The sequence below is a fragment of the Massilia eburnea genome, assembly GCF_009720745.1.
Lineage (GTDB): Bacteria > Pseudomonadota > Gammaproteobacteria > Burkholderiales > Burkholderiaceae_D > Rugamonas > Rugamonas eburnea.
Genome location: NZ_WNKX01000013.1, coordinates 85,866 through 101,740 on the forward strand (window position 1 = coordinate 85,866; position 15,875 = coordinate 101,740).

A 15,875-nucleotide genomic window follows, 5' to 3' on the forward strand; every position below is an offset into this window, starting at 1 on the left:
GCACGGCGGCGGCTGGCGTCAACTCCAAATATGTCGCCGCAGCGTTGCTGCAATGCAGCAGGTTAGTAGCTCGCTCAGCGGAAGGCCAAAGATTCGCGAAGGCTAAAAAAAAGCCAGCGCCGCAGCGCTGGCTTGTGAGGAATCTTTACGGGCTACCTGACGCGTCCACGGAACACCAGGTTCACAATCGCCAGCAGAATTATTGCGCCGAGGAAAGATACCCCCAGCGACAGTAGGCTGAAATCGTCGGTATTGATGGTGCCCGTCCCGAATAGCGGTGACAGCAGCCAGCCGCCCAGCAGCGCGCCAACTATACCCACCACCACGTTCAGGAACATGCCCTGCTGCGCGTCGGTTTTCATCACCAGGCTGGCCAGCCAGCCCAGCACGCCCCCAATCACAATCCAGATAATAAAGTTCATGTCCGCCCCCCTTATTGTTGATGATTCCAGTTTAGGACACGCGCAGGCCGGTATTCCGTGCGCCAACGTACAGATTTGGGGTGCGCCGCGGCCTATCGTGACCACGACTCATGCAAAAAAGGGGAATTCCCATGAACACTGCAGACAAGCAAACCCGCATGGTGACTGGCCTGTTCCGCAATCGCAGCAGCGCCGAGCGTGCCTGGCAGCACGCCACCTCACGCGGTTATGGCAAGGACGACATCAACGTCGTCATGAGCGACGATACGCGCAAGCGCTATTTCACCGGGTCGGCGGAAACGGAGCTGGGCTCGAAAGCCGGTGAAGGCGCCGGCATTGGCGCCAGCGTCGGTGGCGCCATCGGAGCGGCGCTGGCCGCGGTGGCGGCGATGGGCACTACCCTGGTGCTGCCGGGCCTGGGCATTGTGGTGGCTGGCCCATTGGCGGCCGCGCTGGCCGGTGCTGGCGCCGGCGGTGTCGCAGGTGGCCTGGTGGGCGCCCTGATCGGGGCCGGCATTCCGGAAGAGCGCATCAAGCACTATGAAGAAGGTATCCGCGACGGCGGCATCCTGATGGGCGTGAACGTGCGCGACTCGGTCGACGCAGCTGACATCGAGCAGGCCTGGAAGGAAGGCGAAGGCGAGCACGTGATCGGCGTCGGGCTGGGCACCACAGGCGGCGCAATTGCCGGCGCGACAGCCGGTTCACCGGGCGGGCCGGCGGGCATGGTGGCCGGCGCCATCATCGGCGGCGTCGCGGGCGCCTTTGTCGGCAAGGGCGCGGCGGAAATCGTCAATCCCAAGCTGGAAGACAACGAGGAAGACCACAACCTCGCTACCGGTGTCGGCGGCGCCGGCGGGGCAGCGGCGGGCATCGCGGCCGGAGCGCCGGCGGGCCCGCTCGGCATGGCGGCCGGCGGCGCGATCGGCGCTTTGGCGGGGGGGCTGGCAGGGCAGGGCATCGGCACACTGCTCAACCCGAGCGAAGAGCGCGTCTACTGGCAAGACCACTACCGCAACGAAGCTTACTTCAATCCCAACTTCGACTACGACGATTACGAGCCCGCCTACATGCTCGGCTACACCGCACGCCAGCGTTATCGCGGCACGTGGAACGAGCTGGAAAGCCAGCTGGCAAGCGATTGGGAATCAGTGAAGGGTAAGTCGCGCATGGAGTGGGAACACGCCAAGGATGCGGTGCGCGCCGCCTATGAGCGGGAACTGCCTTAACGGCTGAGCCCGTGTCACACCTTGGGGTCAGGCACCTCGGTGGGACACGGGCTGGAGTATTACTCGGCCTTGATGGCTTCTACCTGGATCGCCAGCTTTACTTCAGGTGCGAAGGCTGGGGTGGCGTAGTTCAGGCCGAAGTCGGTGCGCTTGAACTCAGCGGAAGCGTCGGCGCCGCATACTTCGCGCTTCAGGCGCGGGTGCATCATGCACTTGAACTTGTTGACCTTCAGGGTGACCGGCTTGGTCACGCCCAGCATGGTCAGTTCGCCTTCCACTTCCACCAGCTTCTCGCCTTCGAACTTGAAGTGCTTGCCCTTGTAAGTCACGGTCGGGAATTTCTCGACGTTGAACATGTCAGGCGACTTGGCGTGGCTGTTCATCTTGTCCATGCCGAAGTCGATCGAGCCTGCATCGATGGTGATGTCCATGCTGCCGGTCTTGGCTGCCAGGTCCATCTCGATAGTGCCGCTGGTCTTGTCGAACTTGCCGCGCCATACCGACATGCCCATGTGGTCGGCCTCAAAACTTGGGTAGGTGTGCGATGGGTCGATTTTGTAAGTCGCGGCGTTGGAAGCAACAGCAGATACGGCCAGCAGTGCGGCGGTCAGGAACTTCAGTTTCATGGTGTCTCCAGGGTTTATTGAGCTACTACGTGGAACTTGATGGTCACTTCATCAGCAACCATGCCGGTGTCTTTCCATTCGCCTTCACCAATGTTGAAGGCCAGGCGCTTGATCGGCAGGGCGCCGTCGAACACTTGCTTGCCGCCGTCGGCTTTTACCGTGACCGGGAAGGTAACGTCGGCAACCTTGCCCTTGATGGTCAGTTTGCCGCTGACAGTGAGCTTGCCCGCGCCGGCGCTCTTGATCGCGCTGGAGACGAAAGTCGCTTTCGGGAATTGCGCGGAATTGAACCAGTCTTTCTTGGCTACTTCCTTGTTCATGTCGGCTTCGCCCAGGTCCAGGCTGGCGGTCTCGATTTCGACCGTTGCCTTGGACGTGTCAGGGGCAGCGGCGTTGTAGTCGATGACAATATTGTGTTTTTTGAACGGCGATTCGACCGGCACGTTCATTTGCTTGAATACGGCCGACACGCTGCTCTTGGCAGGATCGGTTTTCAGCACGGCGGCGCTGGCTGCAGCCGCCACGGCCAGCAGGGCGGCCAGTAAAACGCTTTTCTTCATGGTGAGGCTCCAGGTTATGGCAGCATGCGCTTGAGCAGGCCGTCCTTGTCGATGAAATGGTGTTTCAGTGCGGCTGCGATGTGGCCGATCACGACGGCGGCCAGCAGCATGTTGAGCCAGTAATGCACGGGCTTCAGGATTTCCTTGAGTGCCGGGCTGGCGTCGAACAGCGATGGGATCTTGAGCAGGCCGAGGTATACCACGGGAACGCCGGCGGCGGTAGTGTACAGGTAGCCGGAAATCGGTACGGCGAACATCAGGAAGTAGAGGAACCAGTGGCCGGCTTCAGCGGCTTTCTTCTGGCTTTGGGTCATGGACGCCGGAAGTTCGGGTGGTTGTTCCTTCAGGCGCCACAGCAGGCGGCCGGCGGCCAGGGCGAGCACGGTGACGCCCATCCATTTGTGCCAGGAATAGTATTTGAGCTTGGTCGGGGTCAGGCCGGGAATGTCGGTCATCACCAGGCCGAGAATGAACGCGGCTACGATCAGCAGGGCGATCAGCCAGTGCAGGGCGATAGCGGTTTTGGTGTAGCGTTCCATTGCGACCTTTGGTAATTAGTACGTGTTAGGACTAATATACCAGAGGGTAATGGATCTTGCTTACGGCTTCCTTAAATGCTGAGCTAAAAGCGGTAAACCTGGGTCTGACCCAAGGGTCAGACCCAGGTTTAACCGGTTTAGATGGCTTTAGCCAGCGAAGCTGCAATACCAGTGTAGTTACCCGGAGTCATCGCCAGCAGGTGGTCTTTGGCTTCCTGCGGAATCGCCAGGCCGGTAATGAACTCACGCAGCGCCTCTTTGGTGATCCCCTTGCCGCGCGTGAGCTCCTTCAGCTGCTCATACGGATTCTCGATACCATAACGGCGCATCACAGTCTGCACCGGCTCCGCCAGCACTTCCCACGACGCATCCAGGTCAGCCGCCAGACGCGCAGGATTCACTTCAAGCTTGTTCAGGCCGCGCAGGCAGGAGTCATACGCCAGCAGGGTATAGCCGAAGCCCACGCCGATATTACGCAGCACGGTCGAATCGGTCAGGTCGCGCTGCATGCGCGACACCGGCAGCTTCTCGGACAGATGCTTCAACACGGCATTCGCCAGGCCCAGGTTGCCTTCCGAGTTTTCGAAGTCGATCGGGTTGACCTTGTGCGGCATGGTCGACGAACCAATCTCGCCAGCCTTCAGCTTCTGCTTGAAGTAGCCCAGCGATACGTAGGTCCAGATGTCACGGTTCAGGTCCAGCAGGATGGTGTTGGCGCGTGCGAAGGCGTCGAACAGCTCAGCCATGTAATCGTGCGGTTCAATCTGGATGGTGTAAGGGTTGAACACCAGGCCCAAGCGCTGCTCGATCACATTCCTGGAGAACGCAGGCCAGTCGAACGTTGGGTAAGCCGACAGGTGGGCGTTGTAGTTGCCCACGGCGCCGTTCATCTTGCCCAGGATTTCCACCTTGGCGATACGGTCGATGGCGCGCTGCAGGCGGGCGATCACGTTGGCGAATTCCTTGCCCAGGGTGGTCGGGCTGGCAGTCTGGCCGTGGGTGCGGGACAGCATCGGCAGTTCGGCGTTGGCGTGGGCGATTTCCTTCAGCTTGGCGACCAGGCCGTTCAGGGCCGGTACCATCACGCCGTCACGCGCGGCCTTCAGCATCATGCCGTGCGAGGTGTTGTTGATGTCTTCCGAGGTGCAGGCAAAGTGGATGAATTCGGACGCGGCCACCAGTTCCGGCACGTCTTTCACTTTTTCCTTCAGCCAGTACTCCACAGCCTTCACGTCATGGTTGGTGACGGCTTCGATTTCCTTGATGCGGGCGGCATCGGCTTCGGTGAACTCGGCGGCCAGTTTGTCCAGCAGGGCGGTGCCGGCGGCGGAGAAAGGCTTGATTTCGGCGAAACCAGCCAGGGACAGGGCTTGCAGCCATGCGATTTCGACCTTCACGCGGTGGTGCATGAAGCCGGATTCGGACAGGATGGGGCGCAGCTTGTCGGTTTTCGAAGCGTAGCGGCCGTCCAGCGGGGACAGGGCCGACAGGGTGGAGTAAGGAGTTGTCATGATAATGCTGGAGGAGAGGCGGGAAAAAACAGGATTTTACCATTTGCGGGGCTGCCACTCCCTCCGCCAGCGCTGCGCCTGCCTCCGGAGCGCGATGCTATACTGTTGTCTAATTCTCCACTACCAGCATCTATGAAACTAATCGGTTCACTCGCCAGCCCTTATGTCCGCAAGGTCCGCGTCGTCCTGGCGGAAAAAAAGCTCGACTATCACCTCGAACTGGAAAACGTCTGGGCACCGGAAACCACGATCCAGCAACTCAATCCGCTGGGCAAAGTGCCTTGCCTGATCATGGAGGACGGCTACGCCATGCAGGATTCGCGCGTGATCGTCGAGTACCTGGATGCGGTGTCGCCGGTTTCCAAGCTGCTGCCGCCGAATGGCCGCGAGCGCGCCAACATCAAGTGCTGGGAAGCGCTGGCCGATGGCGTGCTGGATGCGGGCGTGCTGATTCGCCTGGAGCGTACCCAGCGTCCAAAATCGCAACAGAGCGAGGAATGGATCGCGCGCCAGATGAAAAAGGTGGAACTGGGCCTGGCTTCGATGTCGGAGCGCCTGGGCGATGAGGCATATTGCGCGAGTAACCACTACTCGCTGGCTGACGTGGCTGTGGGCTGCTGCCTGGGCTGGCTGAGTTTCCGTTTCCCGGAAATCGACTGGCGCAGCAAGCACCCGAACCTGGGCCGTCTGTTCGACAAGCTGTCCGAGCGCCCATCCTTCAAAGACACCGTGCCGCAGGCCTGAGGGCCGCAACGCATGGCAGCCAAGCCTCCGTCACAGGAACGCCTGCAGATGGCGGACATTGCCCGCCTGGCGGGCGTGTCCACCTCGACCGTGTCGCGTGCACTGGCCGGCAGTAAGCTGGTCAATGAGGAAACGCGCAGCCGCATCATGGAGCTGGCGCGTTCGCTCAAATACACCATCAATGTCGGCGCGCAGAACCTGCGGCTGAAGCAGAACCGTTCGGTGGCGGTCGTGGTGCCGACCGATGCCAAAGTCCATCAAAGCCTGACCGACCCCTTCTTCCTGTCGATGATCGGCTCCCTGGCTGATGCGCTGACGGAGCAGGGCTTCGACATGCTGCTGTCGCGCGTCGATGCCGAGCAACTGGATGCCGCCGCCACGCCTTTCGATACGGGCCGCGTGATCGGCATTATCCTGATCGGCCAGTGGGGCCACCACGACCAGTTGAACGAAATGGCGGCGCGCCACGTGCCGCTGGTGGTATGGGGTGCGCAGATGCCGCAGCAGCTGTATTGCACCGTCGGCGGCGACAACCAGAGCGGCGGCAAACTGGCCACCGAACACTTGCTGGCTTCGGGCCGGCGCCGCATCGCCTTCCTAGGCGATACGCGCTTGCCGGAAGTCGAGCAGCGCTACCGCGGCTATTGTTCCGCCTTGCAGTCGGCCGGCGTGGACGTCGATCCGGCGCTGTGCGTGGCTGCTTCCTTCCTGCCGGAGGGGGGGCGGCTGGCGGTGGCTGAACTTGCGCAGCGCGGCGTGCAGTTCGACGCAGTGTTTGCCTGCTCCGATTTGCTGGGCATGATGACCATTAACGCCTTGCGCGAGCAGGGGCGCTCCGTGCCGGACGATGTGGCAGTCGTCGGCTATGACGATATCGAACTGTCCTCCTATTTCCATCCTCCATTGACCACGGTGCGCCAGCCCGTGCGTGAAGCCGGGCGCGCCATGGTGGCCGCCTTGCTGGCACAGACCGAGGGCCAGGCGGCCCGTTCGGTCGAACTTCCTACCTCCCTGATCCAGCGCGCCAGCTCGCGCTGATTGCAACCGTTTGCATTCCACGCAACACAAGCGTACTAAAGTTTTGCAAATATTCTTTGCAATCGATTGCAATTTGCAAAAAGCTGATGAATAATGAGGCATCTGCAGATAAACAGACGCGGCCGACCGGCCGATGAATAAGCCCGATCAACGGAGGAGACAATGGTTTTACGTACAGCCCAGCGCGGCTGCATGGCTGCTGCCATCGCTGCTGCATTCGCCCACCCTGCATTCGCCCAGGAAGCCATCCAGGCCACCGCGCCAGCCGACAGCCAGGCGCCGGAAGCCCAGGCGCCTGCCGCCGCCCCAGCCCCGGCCGACGGTTTGAAACTGGAGCGCGTGGTCGTCACCGGCACCGCCAGCCGCAGTTCGAAGATGCGTTCCAGCGTCTCGGTCAGCACCATGGAGTCGGAAGCCATTTCCCTGGCTGCGCCGACCAGCGCTGCCGAAGTGCTGCGCTCCATCCCCGGCGTGCGCGCCGAGTCCTCCGGTGGCGAGGGCAACGCCAATATCACCGTGCGCGGCGTGCCGATTTCCGCCGGCGGTGCGCGCTATGTGCAGATGCAGGAAGACGGCTTGCCGGTGCTGCAGTCCGGCGATTTCAACTTCATCACGCCGGACAGCTACGTCAAGATCGACGGCACGCTCGATCACCTGGAAGTGGTGCGCGGCGGTTCGGCGTCCACCCTGGCGACCAATTCGCCTGGCGGCATCATCAACTTCATCAGCAAGACCGGCGAGCAGCAGGGCGGCAATATCGGCATCCAGCGCGGCCTCGGCTACGATGAAACCCGCTACGACTTCGACTACGGCGGCCGCCTGGCCGAGAAGACGCGCTTCTTCATCGGCGGCCATTACCGCACCGGTGAAGGCCAGCGCAAGACCGGCATGAATACCGAGGAAGGCGGGCAGATCCGCGGCAACATCACACAGGAATTGTCGAACGGCTGGATCAGGCTCTCCTTCAAGCACCTGGACGACAAGGCGCCGACCGCGCTGCCGGTACCGGTGCGCGTGACCAACGGCCATATCAGCGAAATCCCGGGCATCGACCCGCGCGACACGACCTTCTACTCGCCTTACTGGACGCGCGATATTTCGCTGACCAAGGAAAACGGCAAGGCTTCCAGCAACGTCAACGACGGCCTGCGCGTGAAGAGCGACAGCTTCGGCATTGCCGCATCCTTCGATCTGGGCAACGGTATCACACTGAGCGACAACTTCCGCAAGGCCAACAACAGCGGCCGCTTCCTCGGCGTTTTCCCCGCCAATAACGGCGTAGCCGGGAATTACGTGATCGCCACCGGCCCGAACAAAGGCCAGGCCTACAATGGCGCGGCTTTCTCCGCCGTGGTGTTCAACACGTCGATCGACAATGCGGACAACACGCTGAATGACCTCAAGCTGGCCAAGAGCTTCGCCATCAACGGCGGCAAGCTGACCACAACCGGCGGCCTGTACACCTCGCTGCAGAAACTGGGCCTGACCTGGAACTTCAACGAATACCTGATGCAGCTGACCGGCGACAAGCCCGCCCTGCTGCAGACCGCATCCACGACGCCGGGCTATGTTGGCCCGGCCTGGGGCGGCTGCTGCATGCGTGCGGTGGACATGGAATACAAGCTGCTCTCGCCTTACCTGAACGTCGGCTGGGAAAAGGGTCCGCTGAACGTTGACGCCAGCGTGCGCCAGGACCGTCAGCGTGCCAACGGCACGGCCAATATCGCCACCAATGGCCTGGTTTACGAGCCTGCCAGCGAGCAGCTGGTCGACTACAAGATCCACCACACCTCGTACTCGGTGGGTGGCAACTACCAGTTCAGCCGCGACCTGGCGCTGTTTGCCCGCGCCAGCGATGGCGTGGCCTTCAATGCGGACCGTATCCTGTTCGGTACGCCGCTCGATGGCAGCGCACCGATCAGCATCAACACCGTGCGCCAGGTTGAAGGCGGCGTGAAATGGCGTTCCGGCAGCACCAGCGCCTTCCTGACGCTGTTCCGCGCCAAGACCAACGAATCGAACTTCGAGGCGACGACGCAGATCAGCACCGCCAACCGCTACGACGCCAAGGGCGCCGAGCTGGAAGCGGCATGGAGCCTGGGCGACTTCCGCATCAACGGCGGGCTGACCTGGACCGACGCCGAAATCGTCGGCACCGCGCCGGGCCAGGAATCGAACATCGGCCACACGCCGCGCCGCCAGGCACGCATCACCTACCAGATCGCGCCGAGCTACAACGCCGGTCCGCTGACCGTGGGCGGCAGCCTGGTGGGCACCGGCCGTTCCTGGGCCGACGATGCCAACACCATCGACATGCCGGCCTTCCGCACCGTGAACCTGTTCGCGCGCTACCAGTTCAATTCGCAACTGAGCCTGTCGTTAAGCGTCAATAACCTGTTCAACAAGATCGGCTACACCGAAGTCGAAGGCGACGGCCATGCCGCGCGTTCGATCGGCGGCCGCGCTGTGAAGATGGGCCTGAACTACTCCTTCTGATTTGGAAACTGCAATGCCGATGTCTTCTTCCATCCACCATTTGCTCAACGCCGTGCCGGAGGGGCGGCACGCGGAGGCGGGGCGCCGCTACGCGGTGCACGGACCTGCCCTGCGCAGCTGCCTGCATAGCCTGTACGGCGCAACGCCAGGGTTCGAGCAGTGGTACGGCAGCTTGCTTGCGGCAGTGGGCGAATTGCACGGCGCACGCAGCCCGGCGCTGGCGGCGCTCGATACGGCGCGCGCCGCGCAGCCGGACTGGTTCCTCGGGCAGCAGATGCTCGGCTATTGCAGCTATGTGGACCGGTTCGGCGGCGACTTGCGCGGCGTCGCGAGACGCATTCCTCACCTGCAGGAACTGGGTGTGCGCTACCTGCACCTGCTGCCTTTCCTGAAGATGCGGGAAGGGGAGAATGATGGCGGCTTTGCGGTCGCCAGCTTCGAGCAAGTCGAACCGCGCTTCGGCAGCAACGCCGACCTGGAGGCGCTGACTGCCAGCTTGCGTGAAGCGGGCATCAGCCTGTGCGCGGATTTCATCCTGAACCATGTGGCGGACGACCATGCGTGGGCGCGCGGCGCGTGCGAGGGCGACGAGCGCTTGCGCAGCTTCTTCCACCTGTTTCCTGACCGTGCGCAGCCCGACGCCTATGAGCGCACGCTGGGCCAAGTGTTCCCGCAGGCCGCGCCCGGCAACTTCACCTATGTTCCGGCGATGGATGCCTGGGCGTGGACCACGTTTTATCCCTACCAGTGGGACTTGAACTGGTCCAATCCCGAAGTTTTTTCAGCCATGGCGGGCACTTTGCTGCGGCTGGCGAACCGGGGGATTGAAGTATTCCGCCTCGATTCCACAGCCTTCTTGTGGAAGCGCGAAGGTACCAATTGCATGAACCAGCCGGAAGCGCACCTGATCCTGCAGGCGCTGCGGGCGCTGACATCCATCGCAGCGCCGGGCGTGTTGCTGAAGGCGGAGGCAATCGTACCGATGCGTGAGCTGCCGGCATACTTCGGCCAGCCCAAGCAGCCGGAATGCCATATCGCCTATCACAGCAGCCTGATGGCGGCAGCCTGGGGCTCGCTTGCGGAGCAGGACGCGGGACTTGTGCGCAGCGTGGTCGAAGGCACGCCGGCATTGCCGCCGAACGCCAGCTGGCTCAGTTATGTGCGCTGCCATGACGACATCGGCTGGAACGTCCTGCGCGCGGAGGCGGCGGAAGCGGCAGAAGGCGCAGCCGGCCGCGCACGCGACCCGCAGGCACGCCTGGCTGCGATCTCGCGTTTCTTCGCTGGCGCGGATGGCAGCTATGCACGCGGCGAAGCGTTCCAGAGCAGCGACCCGCACGCCGCGCACGGCAGCAACGGCATGGCCGCGAGCCTGGCCGGCCTGGAAGGTGCAAGCAGCGTGTCCTCCGGCTCCTCTGTACCGATCTCGGATGCGGAAGGGATGGCCTTGCGCCGCTTGTTGCTGCTGCACGGCCTCGCACTGAGTTTTGGCGCGCTGCCCGTGCTGTACATGGGCGATGAACTGGGACAGACGAACGATTACAGCTTCCGCGAGCGTGCAGACCGCGCAATGGACAGCCGCTGGCTGCAGCGCCCAATGCTGGACGAGCAGCGCTGCGCCGAGCGCCACGACAACGGGACACAGGCAGGACGCGTCTACGCTGCCTTGCGCACCCTGGTCGCGGCACGCCGGCACTTGCCGGCATTGGCGGCGGGAGAGCCACGCTCGCTGCTGCCCGCCCCGAACGCAGTGCTGGCGCTGCAGCGCGGCCCGGCCTTCCTGGCCCTCTACAACTTCTCCGGCGAGCCGCAGCAGTTCACGCTGGCAGGTCGCTGGCAGGACTGCCTCGAGCCAGAGCAAAGCCACGAAGGCGAAATGACAATAGCGCCGTGGGCCATGCTTTGGCTGCAGCGCGACAAATAACGATTGGAGACAGCCATGAGTGTGGCAATGTTCGGCGAAGCCCTCGTCGATGATTTCGGCAGCGAGCAGGTAGTTGGCGGCGCGCCCTTCAATGCAGCCCGCAACCTGGCCGCTCTCGGCACGCCGGCGCTGATGATCACGCGCATCGGCCAGGACGCCAATGGTGAGGCGGTGCGCGCAGAATTCCAGCGCTATGGCATGGCGCAATGGGGCTTGCAAACCGACGACGCATGGCCGACCGGCCGCGTAGTGGTCGAGCGCAGCCAGCACGGCCACGCATTCCACATCCTGCCAGGCCAGGCCTACGACCATATCGAGGCTGCACCCGCCCGCATGGTGCTGGAACAAGCCAGGCCGCAAGTGCTGTACTTTGGCACCCTGGCCCAGCGCCACCTGACTTCCCGCAGCGCCCTGGTCGAACTGCTGGAGGCCAGCCAGGCCACCCGCTACCTCGACCTCAACCTGCGCGAGGGCCAATACACGGAACGCAGCGTGTACGAATCGCTGCGCCACGCCGATATCCTGAAGGTCAACGAAGAAGAACTGGCCGCGCTGCTGGCATGGTACGCGCCGTCCGGGCCGCAATTGGTGCGCGCGCACGATCCCGGCCTGCCGGCTGCCTGCTCCCTGCTGATCGAGAAATTCGACCTGCAGGCCATGGTCGTTACCCTCGGTCCGCGCGGCGCGATGTATATTGGCGCTGATGGCCGCGTGATCCGCGAGCATGGCAATGAGGAACCGTACAAACTGGTCGATACGGTAGGCGCCGGCGATGCCTTCTCCGCCGTTTTCCTGCACGGCTATGTGCAAGGCTGGGACTTGGCCCTCACCATGGCGCGTGCCAACGCCTTTGCCGGCGCCGTGTGCAGCTTGTCGGGCGCCGTGCCGCAAGACATGGCCTTTTACGAACCATGGACCCAGCGCTGGCAGGCGGCAGCGGAAGGAGCCCCGCGATGATGCAGCACAAACCGCATCTGTCGTTCCGGCAGATCGTCAACATGAACATCGGCTTCTTCGGCATCCAGTTCAGTTTTGGGCTGCAGCAAAGCAGCATGAGCCCGATCTACAAATACCTGGGCGCCGATGAAGCGAGCTTGCCATATCTTTGGCTGGCCGGCCCTGTCACCGGCCTGCTGGTGCAGCCCATCATCGGCGCGCTGAGCGACCGCACCGTCTCGCGCTGGGGACGCCGCACGCCATACTTCCTGGTCGGCGCGCTGCTGTGCAGCCTTGGCCTGCTCGCCATGCCGTTCAGCCCCGTGCTGTGGATGGCTGCCGGCCTGCTGTGGCTTCTCGACGCGGCCAACAACGTGACGATGGAACCCTACCGCGCTTTCGTCAGCGACCGCCTCGCAGTGCGCCAGCACTCCCTGGGCTTCCTGACCCAGAGCGCCTTTACCGGGCTGGGACAGACGCTGGCCTACCTCACGCCTTCCATCCTGGTCTACCTTGGCACCAGCCGCGACGCGGTCAACAGCCACCATATTCCCTACACCGTGATCGGCGCCTTCCTGCTGGGAGCAGTGTTCTCGCTGGCTTCCGTGCTGTGGAGTTGCTGGACGACCCCTGAGCTGCCGCTCTCGCCGCAGGAAGAAGCGGAACTGCGGGCCAAACCCACCGGCTGGCGCGACACGCTGGGCGAAATCGCGCAAGCGCTGCGCGACATGCCGCCCACCATGAAGCAGCTTGCCGTGGTCAAGCTATTCCAGTGGTACGCCATGTTCTGCTACTGGCAGTACATCATGCTGGCGCTGGCCTCCTCCATCTACAAGACCTCCGATCCCGCCTCGGCCGGATTTCGCGAGGCGGGCTTGCTGAATGGCCAGGTGGGCGCCTTCTACAACTTCGTCGCTTTCATCGCCGCGTTTGCGCTGGTGCCGTTCACGCGCCGCTTTGGACCAAGGATCACGCACAGCATCTGCCTGGCGGCGGCCGGCATCGGCATGCTGAGCATCCCGCTGATCCGCGAACCCGTTCAACTGCTGTGGCCCATGCTCGGCATTGGCTTGGCCTGGGCCAGCATCATGGGCAATCCGTATGTGATGCTGGCGGGCAGCATACCGCCGGAGCGTACCGGCGTGTACATGGGCATCTTCAATATGTTCATCGTGATTCCGATGATCATCCAGATTTTCACCTTGCCACTGTTTTACCGCAGCTTGCTGCACGGCGATCCTGGCAATGTGGTGCGGCTGGCAGGCGGCTTGCTACTGTGTGCCGCAGTGGCGGTGCTGTTCGTCAAGTTGCGGGCGGCGCGCCCGTTGGCGGATACTTCCTCGCGCCAGGAGGCCGTTTTGCTAAAATAGCCCGAGCCGTTTAACGTGGGGAGGGCAGCGATGTCAGCAAGAGTTCTGGTCTTTGGCGAGGCGCTGCTGGATGATTTTGGCGACCGGCAAGTTGTTGGCGGCGCCCCCTTTAACGTGGCACGCAACCTGGCGGCCCTGGGCCATCCCACCCTGATGGTGACGCGTGTCGGCAATGATGCTCACGGTAACTTGCTGCGCGAGGAATTCTCCCGTTTCGGCATGAGCAGCGAGGGCTTGCAGCATGGGGCGGAACCGACCGGCCGCGTGGTGGTGGAACGCGATGGCGAAGGCGGGCACCGCTTCCACATCCTGTCCGGGCAGGCGTATGACCATATCGAAGCCGCGGCGGCCGTCGACGTGATGCGTGCTTTTTCTCCTAACACGGTGTATTTCGGCACGTTGGCCCAGCGCGAGCCCGATTCGCGCGAAGCGCTCAAGGCGGTGCTGGATGGCGCCGGCGACGCTGAACATTTCCTCGACCTGAATTTGCGCAACGGCGTGGACGAATCGGTGGTGTTCGATTCACTGCAGCGGGCCGATATCGTCAAAGTCAACGAGGACGAACTGCAGGCGCTGTTCTCCTGGTATTGCCATACCTGTCCCGATACCGTGGACATGGATTGCGCCGCCGTCGAGACGGAGGCGCGCGCCATGATGCACAATTTTTCCATCAAGGGCTTGCTGGTGACGCTGGGCGAGCGTGGCGCCATGTATTTCGGCGCCGATGGAGCGCGGGTGGTCGAGCACCAGGTGGCGAAGCCGGCGCAGTTTGTCGATTCGGTGGGGGCGGGGGATGCGTTTGCTGCCGTTTTCCTGGTGGGACGGGCGCGCGGCTGGGATATGCCGGTGATACTGTCGCGAGCGAATGCCTTCGCCGGCGCGATCTGCGGTATTCCAGGCGCAGTGCCGTCGGACCTGGCGTTCTACGACACCTGGCGCAAGGACTGGGGCCTCACCTAAACCCGCTGGCGGTGGATCAGGGCGGTGTCTGACCCTGTGGGTCAGACACCGGTTTGCCGGTTTTTGCCGACACCAGCATAGGGGCAGACCCGCCTGCGCCGCTGCTAACGACTAGGCCGCCGCGACCTTCCGGCGCGTCTGGATCATCTTCCAGCCGTTGCCCGACGGGTCGCGGAAACCCGCATCCACCGTCCCGTAACGCTCCACCGGCTCCTGCGTGAATTCCACGCCTTTCTGGTTCATCTTGTCGTAAGCGGCAAAACAATCGTCCACTTCCAGCACCATCGGCGGCATGGCGCCCTTGGCGACCAATGCATTCAGCGCCTGGGCGGTCGCGGCATCGTGCACTGGAGCGCCCGGCACGTACAGGCCAAGCTGGAACGATGGCTGCTCCGGATGCTGCACGGTCAGCCAGCGATAGTCGCCATTGCGGACATCGGTGTGTACCTTGAAGCCCAGTTTGTCGACATAGAAAGCCAGCGCTTCATCCTGGTCGCGAACGTACAGGCCTACGGTTTGAATACCTTGAGTCATGGGGTGGTCTCCTTTAAGTGAGACTCCATTGTAGGGAGGGCTTCCTGGCGCCGCTTCTCCGAAACTGCCATTGTGAGGTTGGGGCGCTGTGCCGCGCTCAGGACGCAGGCTGGCACCGGACCCGGCTCGGCCGCTGCGGCGCGCTCCTGCTCGCGGATATCGCCTGGATTCTTGCCCGTGATATCGCGGAAGGTGCGTCCGAACGTGCCCAGGCTTTTCCAGCCCGTGCTGAAGGCAATATCGGTGATGGGCAGGTCGGTTTCGCGCAGCAGCGTCACCGCCTTTTCAATGCGGCGCGTGAGCAGGTAGCGGTGGGGCGGCAGGCCGAAAGCCTCCTTGAAGGAGCGGGCGAAGTGAGTTGCAGAGACGCAGCTCACTTCCGCCAGGCGGCTTACCGGCCATTCCTCTTGCGAGGCGGCGTCCATCCGGTCTTTGGCGCGCAGCAGGCGGCGCAGCAGGACCGGGTCCAGGATCATTCGGCTTCCGACATCTGCGACTGCAGGTAGTTCTGGATGCCGATCTTGCCGATGATATCGATCTGGGTTTCGAGCCATTCGATATGCTCCTCGGTATCCTTCAGGATATCCAGCAGCAGGTCGCGCGACACGTAGTCGCCGACTTTCTCGGAATGCGCAATGCCTTCCTTGATGGTCACATGCGCGCCTTTTTCCAGTTTCAGGTCGGCCGCCAGCATTTCTTCGGTGTTTTCGCCGATCAACAGCTTGTGCAGGGCTTGCAGGTTAGGCAGGCCGTCCAGCATCAGGATACGGTCGATCAGGCGGTCGGCATGCTTCATTTCGCCGATCGACTCGTCGTACTCCTTCTTGCCCAGCTTGTCGAAGCCCCAGTGGCGATACATGCGCGCATGCAGGAAGTACTGGTTAATCGCCGTCAGTTCGTTGGTCAGCTGTGCATTCAGCAGACGGATAACGTCTTTGTCGCCCTTCATGGGGTTTCCTTCTTATCGGGTTGGGAATAATGGCATT

General features: G+C 62.7%; 16 protein-coding genes. 8 read left to right on the forward strand and 8 right to left on the reverse strand.

What is annotated here, in order from left to right; translation table 11 throughout:
• Positions 1 to 152: 152 nt before the first annotated feature.
• The gene (locus tag GM658_RS17310; protein WP_155455304.1) at positions 153 to 422 is read right to left on the reverse strand and encodes a GlsB/YeaQ/YmgE family stress response membrane protein; all 270 of its coding nucleotides are present in this window, start codon (positions 420 to 422) and stop codon (positions 153 to 155) included.
• Between the two features lie 131 nt (positions 423 to 553).
• Between GM658_RS17310 and GM658_RS17315 the strand changes: the two genes are divergently transcribed.
• Positions 554 to 1,651, forward strand: a complete 1,098-nt coding sequence (locus GM658_RS17315; protein WP_155455305.1) for a hypothetical protein — start codon at positions 554 to 556, stop codon at positions 1,649 to 1,651.
• A gap of 59 nt (positions 1,652 to 1,710) precedes the next feature.
• On the opposite strand, the gene GM658_RS17320 is transcribed toward GM658_RS17315, so the two are convergent.
• The 4 genes from GM658_RS17320 to purB all read right to left on the reverse strand — a co-directional run bounded on the left by GM658_RS17320 (position 1,711) and on the right by purB (position 4,887).
• Entirely contained in the window at positions 1,711 to 2,277 is a 567-nt protein-coding gene (locus tag GM658_RS17320) for a YceI family protein (protein WP_155455306.1), read from the reverse strand.
• A 14-nt stretch (positions 2,278 to 2,291) separates the two neighbouring features.
• The gene (locus tag GM658_RS17325) at positions 2,292 to 2,837 is read right to left on the reverse strand and encodes a YceI family protein (RefSeq protein WP_155455307.1); all 546 of its coding nucleotides are present in this window, start codon (positions 2,835 to 2,837) and stop codon (positions 2,292 to 2,294) included.
• A 14-nt stretch (positions 2,838 to 2,851) separates the two neighbouring features.
• Positions 2,852 to 3,376 (reverse strand): cytochrome b, encoded by a 525-nt coding sequence (locus GM658_RS17330; RefSeq protein ID WP_155455308.1) that lies wholly within the window; start codon positions 3,374 to 3,376, stop codon positions 2,852 to 2,854.
• Between the two features lie 137 nt (positions 3,377 to 3,513).
• Positions 3,514 to 4,887: an adenylosuccinate lyase gene (purB, locus tag GM658_RS17335; RefSeq protein WP_155455309.1), complete on the reverse strand. Its 1,374-nt coding sequence runs from the start codon at positions 4,885 to 4,887 to the stop codon at positions 3,514 to 3,516.
• 132 nt (positions 4,888 to 5,019) lie between these two features.
• On the opposite strand from purB, the gene GM658_RS17340 reads away from it, so the two are divergent.
• From GM658_RS17340 to GM658_RS17370, 7 genes are all read left to right on the forward strand, one after another.
• On the forward strand, positions 5,020 to 5,631 hold the full coding sequence (locus GM658_RS17340) for a glutathione S-transferase family protein (protein ID WP_155455310.1): 612 nt from the start codon (positions 5,020 to 5,022) through the stop codon (positions 5,629 to 5,631).
• Positions 5,632 to 5,643: 12 nt separating this feature from the next.
• The gene (locus GM658_RS17345) at positions 5,644 to 6,669 is read left to right on the forward strand and encodes a LacI family DNA-binding transcriptional regulator (RefSeq protein ID WP_229416955.1); all 1,026 of its coding nucleotides are present in this window, start codon (positions 5,644 to 5,646) and stop codon (positions 6,667 to 6,669) included.
• A 162-nt stretch (positions 6,670 to 6,831) separates the two neighbouring features.
• Positions 6,832 to 9,165 (forward strand): TonB-dependent receptor, encoded by a 2,334-nt coding sequence (locus tag GM658_RS17350; protein ID WP_155455311.1) that lies wholly within the window; start codon positions 6,832 to 6,834, stop codon positions 9,163 to 9,165.
• A 19-nt stretch (positions 9,166 to 9,184) separates the two neighbouring features.
• The gene (locus GM658_RS17355; protein ID WP_155455376.1) at positions 9,185 to 11,089 is read left to right on the forward strand and encodes an alpha-amylase family glycosyl hydrolase; all 1,905 of its coding nucleotides are present in this window, start codon (positions 9,185 to 9,187) and stop codon (positions 11,087 to 11,089) included.
• A gap of 15 nt (positions 11,090 to 11,104) precedes the next feature.
• Positions 11,105 to 12,046 (forward strand): PfkB family carbohydrate kinase, encoded by a 942-nt coding sequence (locus tag GM658_RS17360; protein ID WP_155455312.1) that lies wholly within the window; start codon positions 11,105 to 11,107, stop codon positions 12,044 to 12,046.
• Positions 12,043 to 13,395: an MFS transporter gene (locus GM658_RS17365; protein ID WP_155455313.1), complete on the forward strand. Its 1,353-nt coding sequence runs from the start codon at positions 12,043 to 12,045 to the stop codon at positions 13,393 to 13,395. Before GM658_RS17360 ends, GM658_RS17365 begins: the two co-directional genes overlap by 4 nt.
• Before the next feature lie 30 nt (positions 13,396 to 13,425).
• Positions 13,426 to 14,355 carry a PfkB family carbohydrate kinase gene (locus GM658_RS17370; protein ID WP_155455314.1) on the forward strand — a complete coding sequence of 310 codons (930 nt, stop codon included), beginning with the start codon at positions 13,426 to 13,428 and terminating at the stop codon, positions 14,353 to 14,355.
• A gap of 111 nt (positions 14,356 to 14,466) precedes the next feature.
• Here GM658_RS17370 and GM658_RS17375 read toward each other — a convergent pair whose 3' ends face one another.
• From GM658_RS17375 to bfr, 3 genes are read right to left on the reverse strand one after another with little or no spacing between them, the layout of a single operon-like run.
• Positions 14,467 to 14,889 carry a VOC family protein gene (locus tag GM658_RS17375; RefSeq protein ID WP_155455315.1) on the reverse strand — a complete coding sequence of 141 codons (423 nt, stop codon included), beginning with the start codon at positions 14,887 to 14,889 and terminating at the stop codon, positions 14,467 to 14,469.
• Positions 14,886 to 15,365, reverse strand: coding sequence for a helix-turn-helix domain-containing protein (locus tag GM658_RS17380; protein WP_155455316.1), 480 nt, complete (start codon positions 15,363 to 15,365; stop codon positions 14,886 to 14,888). Before GM658_RS17380 ends, GM658_RS17375 begins: the two co-directional genes overlap by 4 nt.
• Positions 15,362 to 15,838 (reverse strand): bacterioferritin, encoded by a 477-nt coding sequence (gene bfr, locus GM658_RS17385; RefSeq protein WP_155455317.1) that lies wholly within the window; start codon positions 15,836 to 15,838, stop codon positions 15,362 to 15,364. Before bfr ends, GM658_RS17380 begins: the two co-directional genes overlap by 4 nt.
• Positions 15,839 to 15,875 lie beyond the last annotated feature (37 nt).

What these genes read in the sequence shown, in the direction of transcription:
- GM658_RS17355 (WP_155455376.1), top strand. Translation starts at nt 9,185, where the DNA reads ATGTCTTCTTCCATCCACCATTTGCTCAACGCCGTGCCGGAGGGGCGG.
- bfr (WP_155455317.1), bottom strand. Translation starts at nt 15,838, where the DNA reads ATGAAGGGCGACAAAGACGTTATCCGTCTGCTGAATGCACAGCTGACC.
- GM658_RS17345 (WP_229416955.1), top strand. Translation starts at nt 5,644, where the DNA reads ATGGCAGCCAAGCCTCCGTCACAGGAACGCCTGCAGATGGCGGACATT.
- GM658_RS17320 (WP_155455306.1), bottom strand. Translation starts at nt 2,277, where the DNA reads ATGAAACTGAAGTTCCTGACCGCCGCACTGCTGGCCGTATCTGCTGTT.
- GM658_RS17325 (WP_155455307.1), bottom strand. Translation starts at nt 2,837, where the DNA reads ATGAAGAAAAGCGTTTTACTGGCCGCCCTGCTGGCCGTGGCGGCTGCA.
- purB (WP_155455309.1), bottom strand. Translation starts at nt 4,887, where the DNA reads ATGACAACTCCTTACTCCACCCTGTCGGCCCTGTCCCCGCTGGACGGC.
- GM658_RS17340 (WP_155455310.1), top strand. Translation starts at nt 5,020, where the DNA reads ATGAAACTAATCGGTTCACTCGCCAGCCCTTATGTCCGCAAGGTCCGC.
- GM658_RS17365 (WP_155455313.1), top strand. Translation starts at nt 12,043, where the DNA reads ATGATGCAGCACAAACCGCATCTGTCGTTCCGGCAGATCGTCAACATG.
- GM658_RS17315 (WP_155455305.1), top strand. Translation starts at nt 554, where the DNA reads ATGAACACTGCAGACAAGCAAACCCGCATGGTGACTGGCCTGTTCCGC.
- GM658_RS17370 (WP_155455314.1), top strand. Translation starts at nt 13,426, where the DNA reads ATGTCAGCAAGAGTTCTGGTCTTTGGCGAGGCGCTGCTGGATGATTTT.
- GM658_RS17380 (WP_155455316.1), bottom strand. Translation starts at nt 15,365, where the DNA reads ATGATCCTGGACCCGGTCCTGCTGCGCCGCCTGCTGCGCGCCAAAGAC.
- GM658_RS17310 (WP_155455304.1), bottom strand. Translation starts at nt 422, where the DNA reads ATGAACTTTATTATCTGGATTGTGATTGGGGGCGTGCTGGGCTGGCTG.
- GM658_RS17360 (WP_155455312.1), top strand. Translation starts at nt 11,105, where the DNA reads ATGAGTGTGGCAATGTTCGGCGAAGCCCTCGTCGATGATTTCGGCAGC.
- GM658_RS17375 (WP_155455315.1), bottom strand. Translation starts at nt 14,889, where the DNA reads ATGACTCAAGGTATTCAAACCGTAGGCCTGTACGTTCGCGACCAGGAT.
- GM658_RS17330 (WP_155455308.1), bottom strand. Translation starts at nt 3,376, where the DNA reads ATGGAACGCTACACCAAAACCGCTATCGCCCTGCACTGGCTGATCGCC.
- GM658_RS17350 (WP_155455311.1), top strand. Translation starts at nt 6,832, where the DNA reads ATGGTTTTACGTACAGCCCAGCGCGGCTGCATGGCTGCTGCCATCGCT.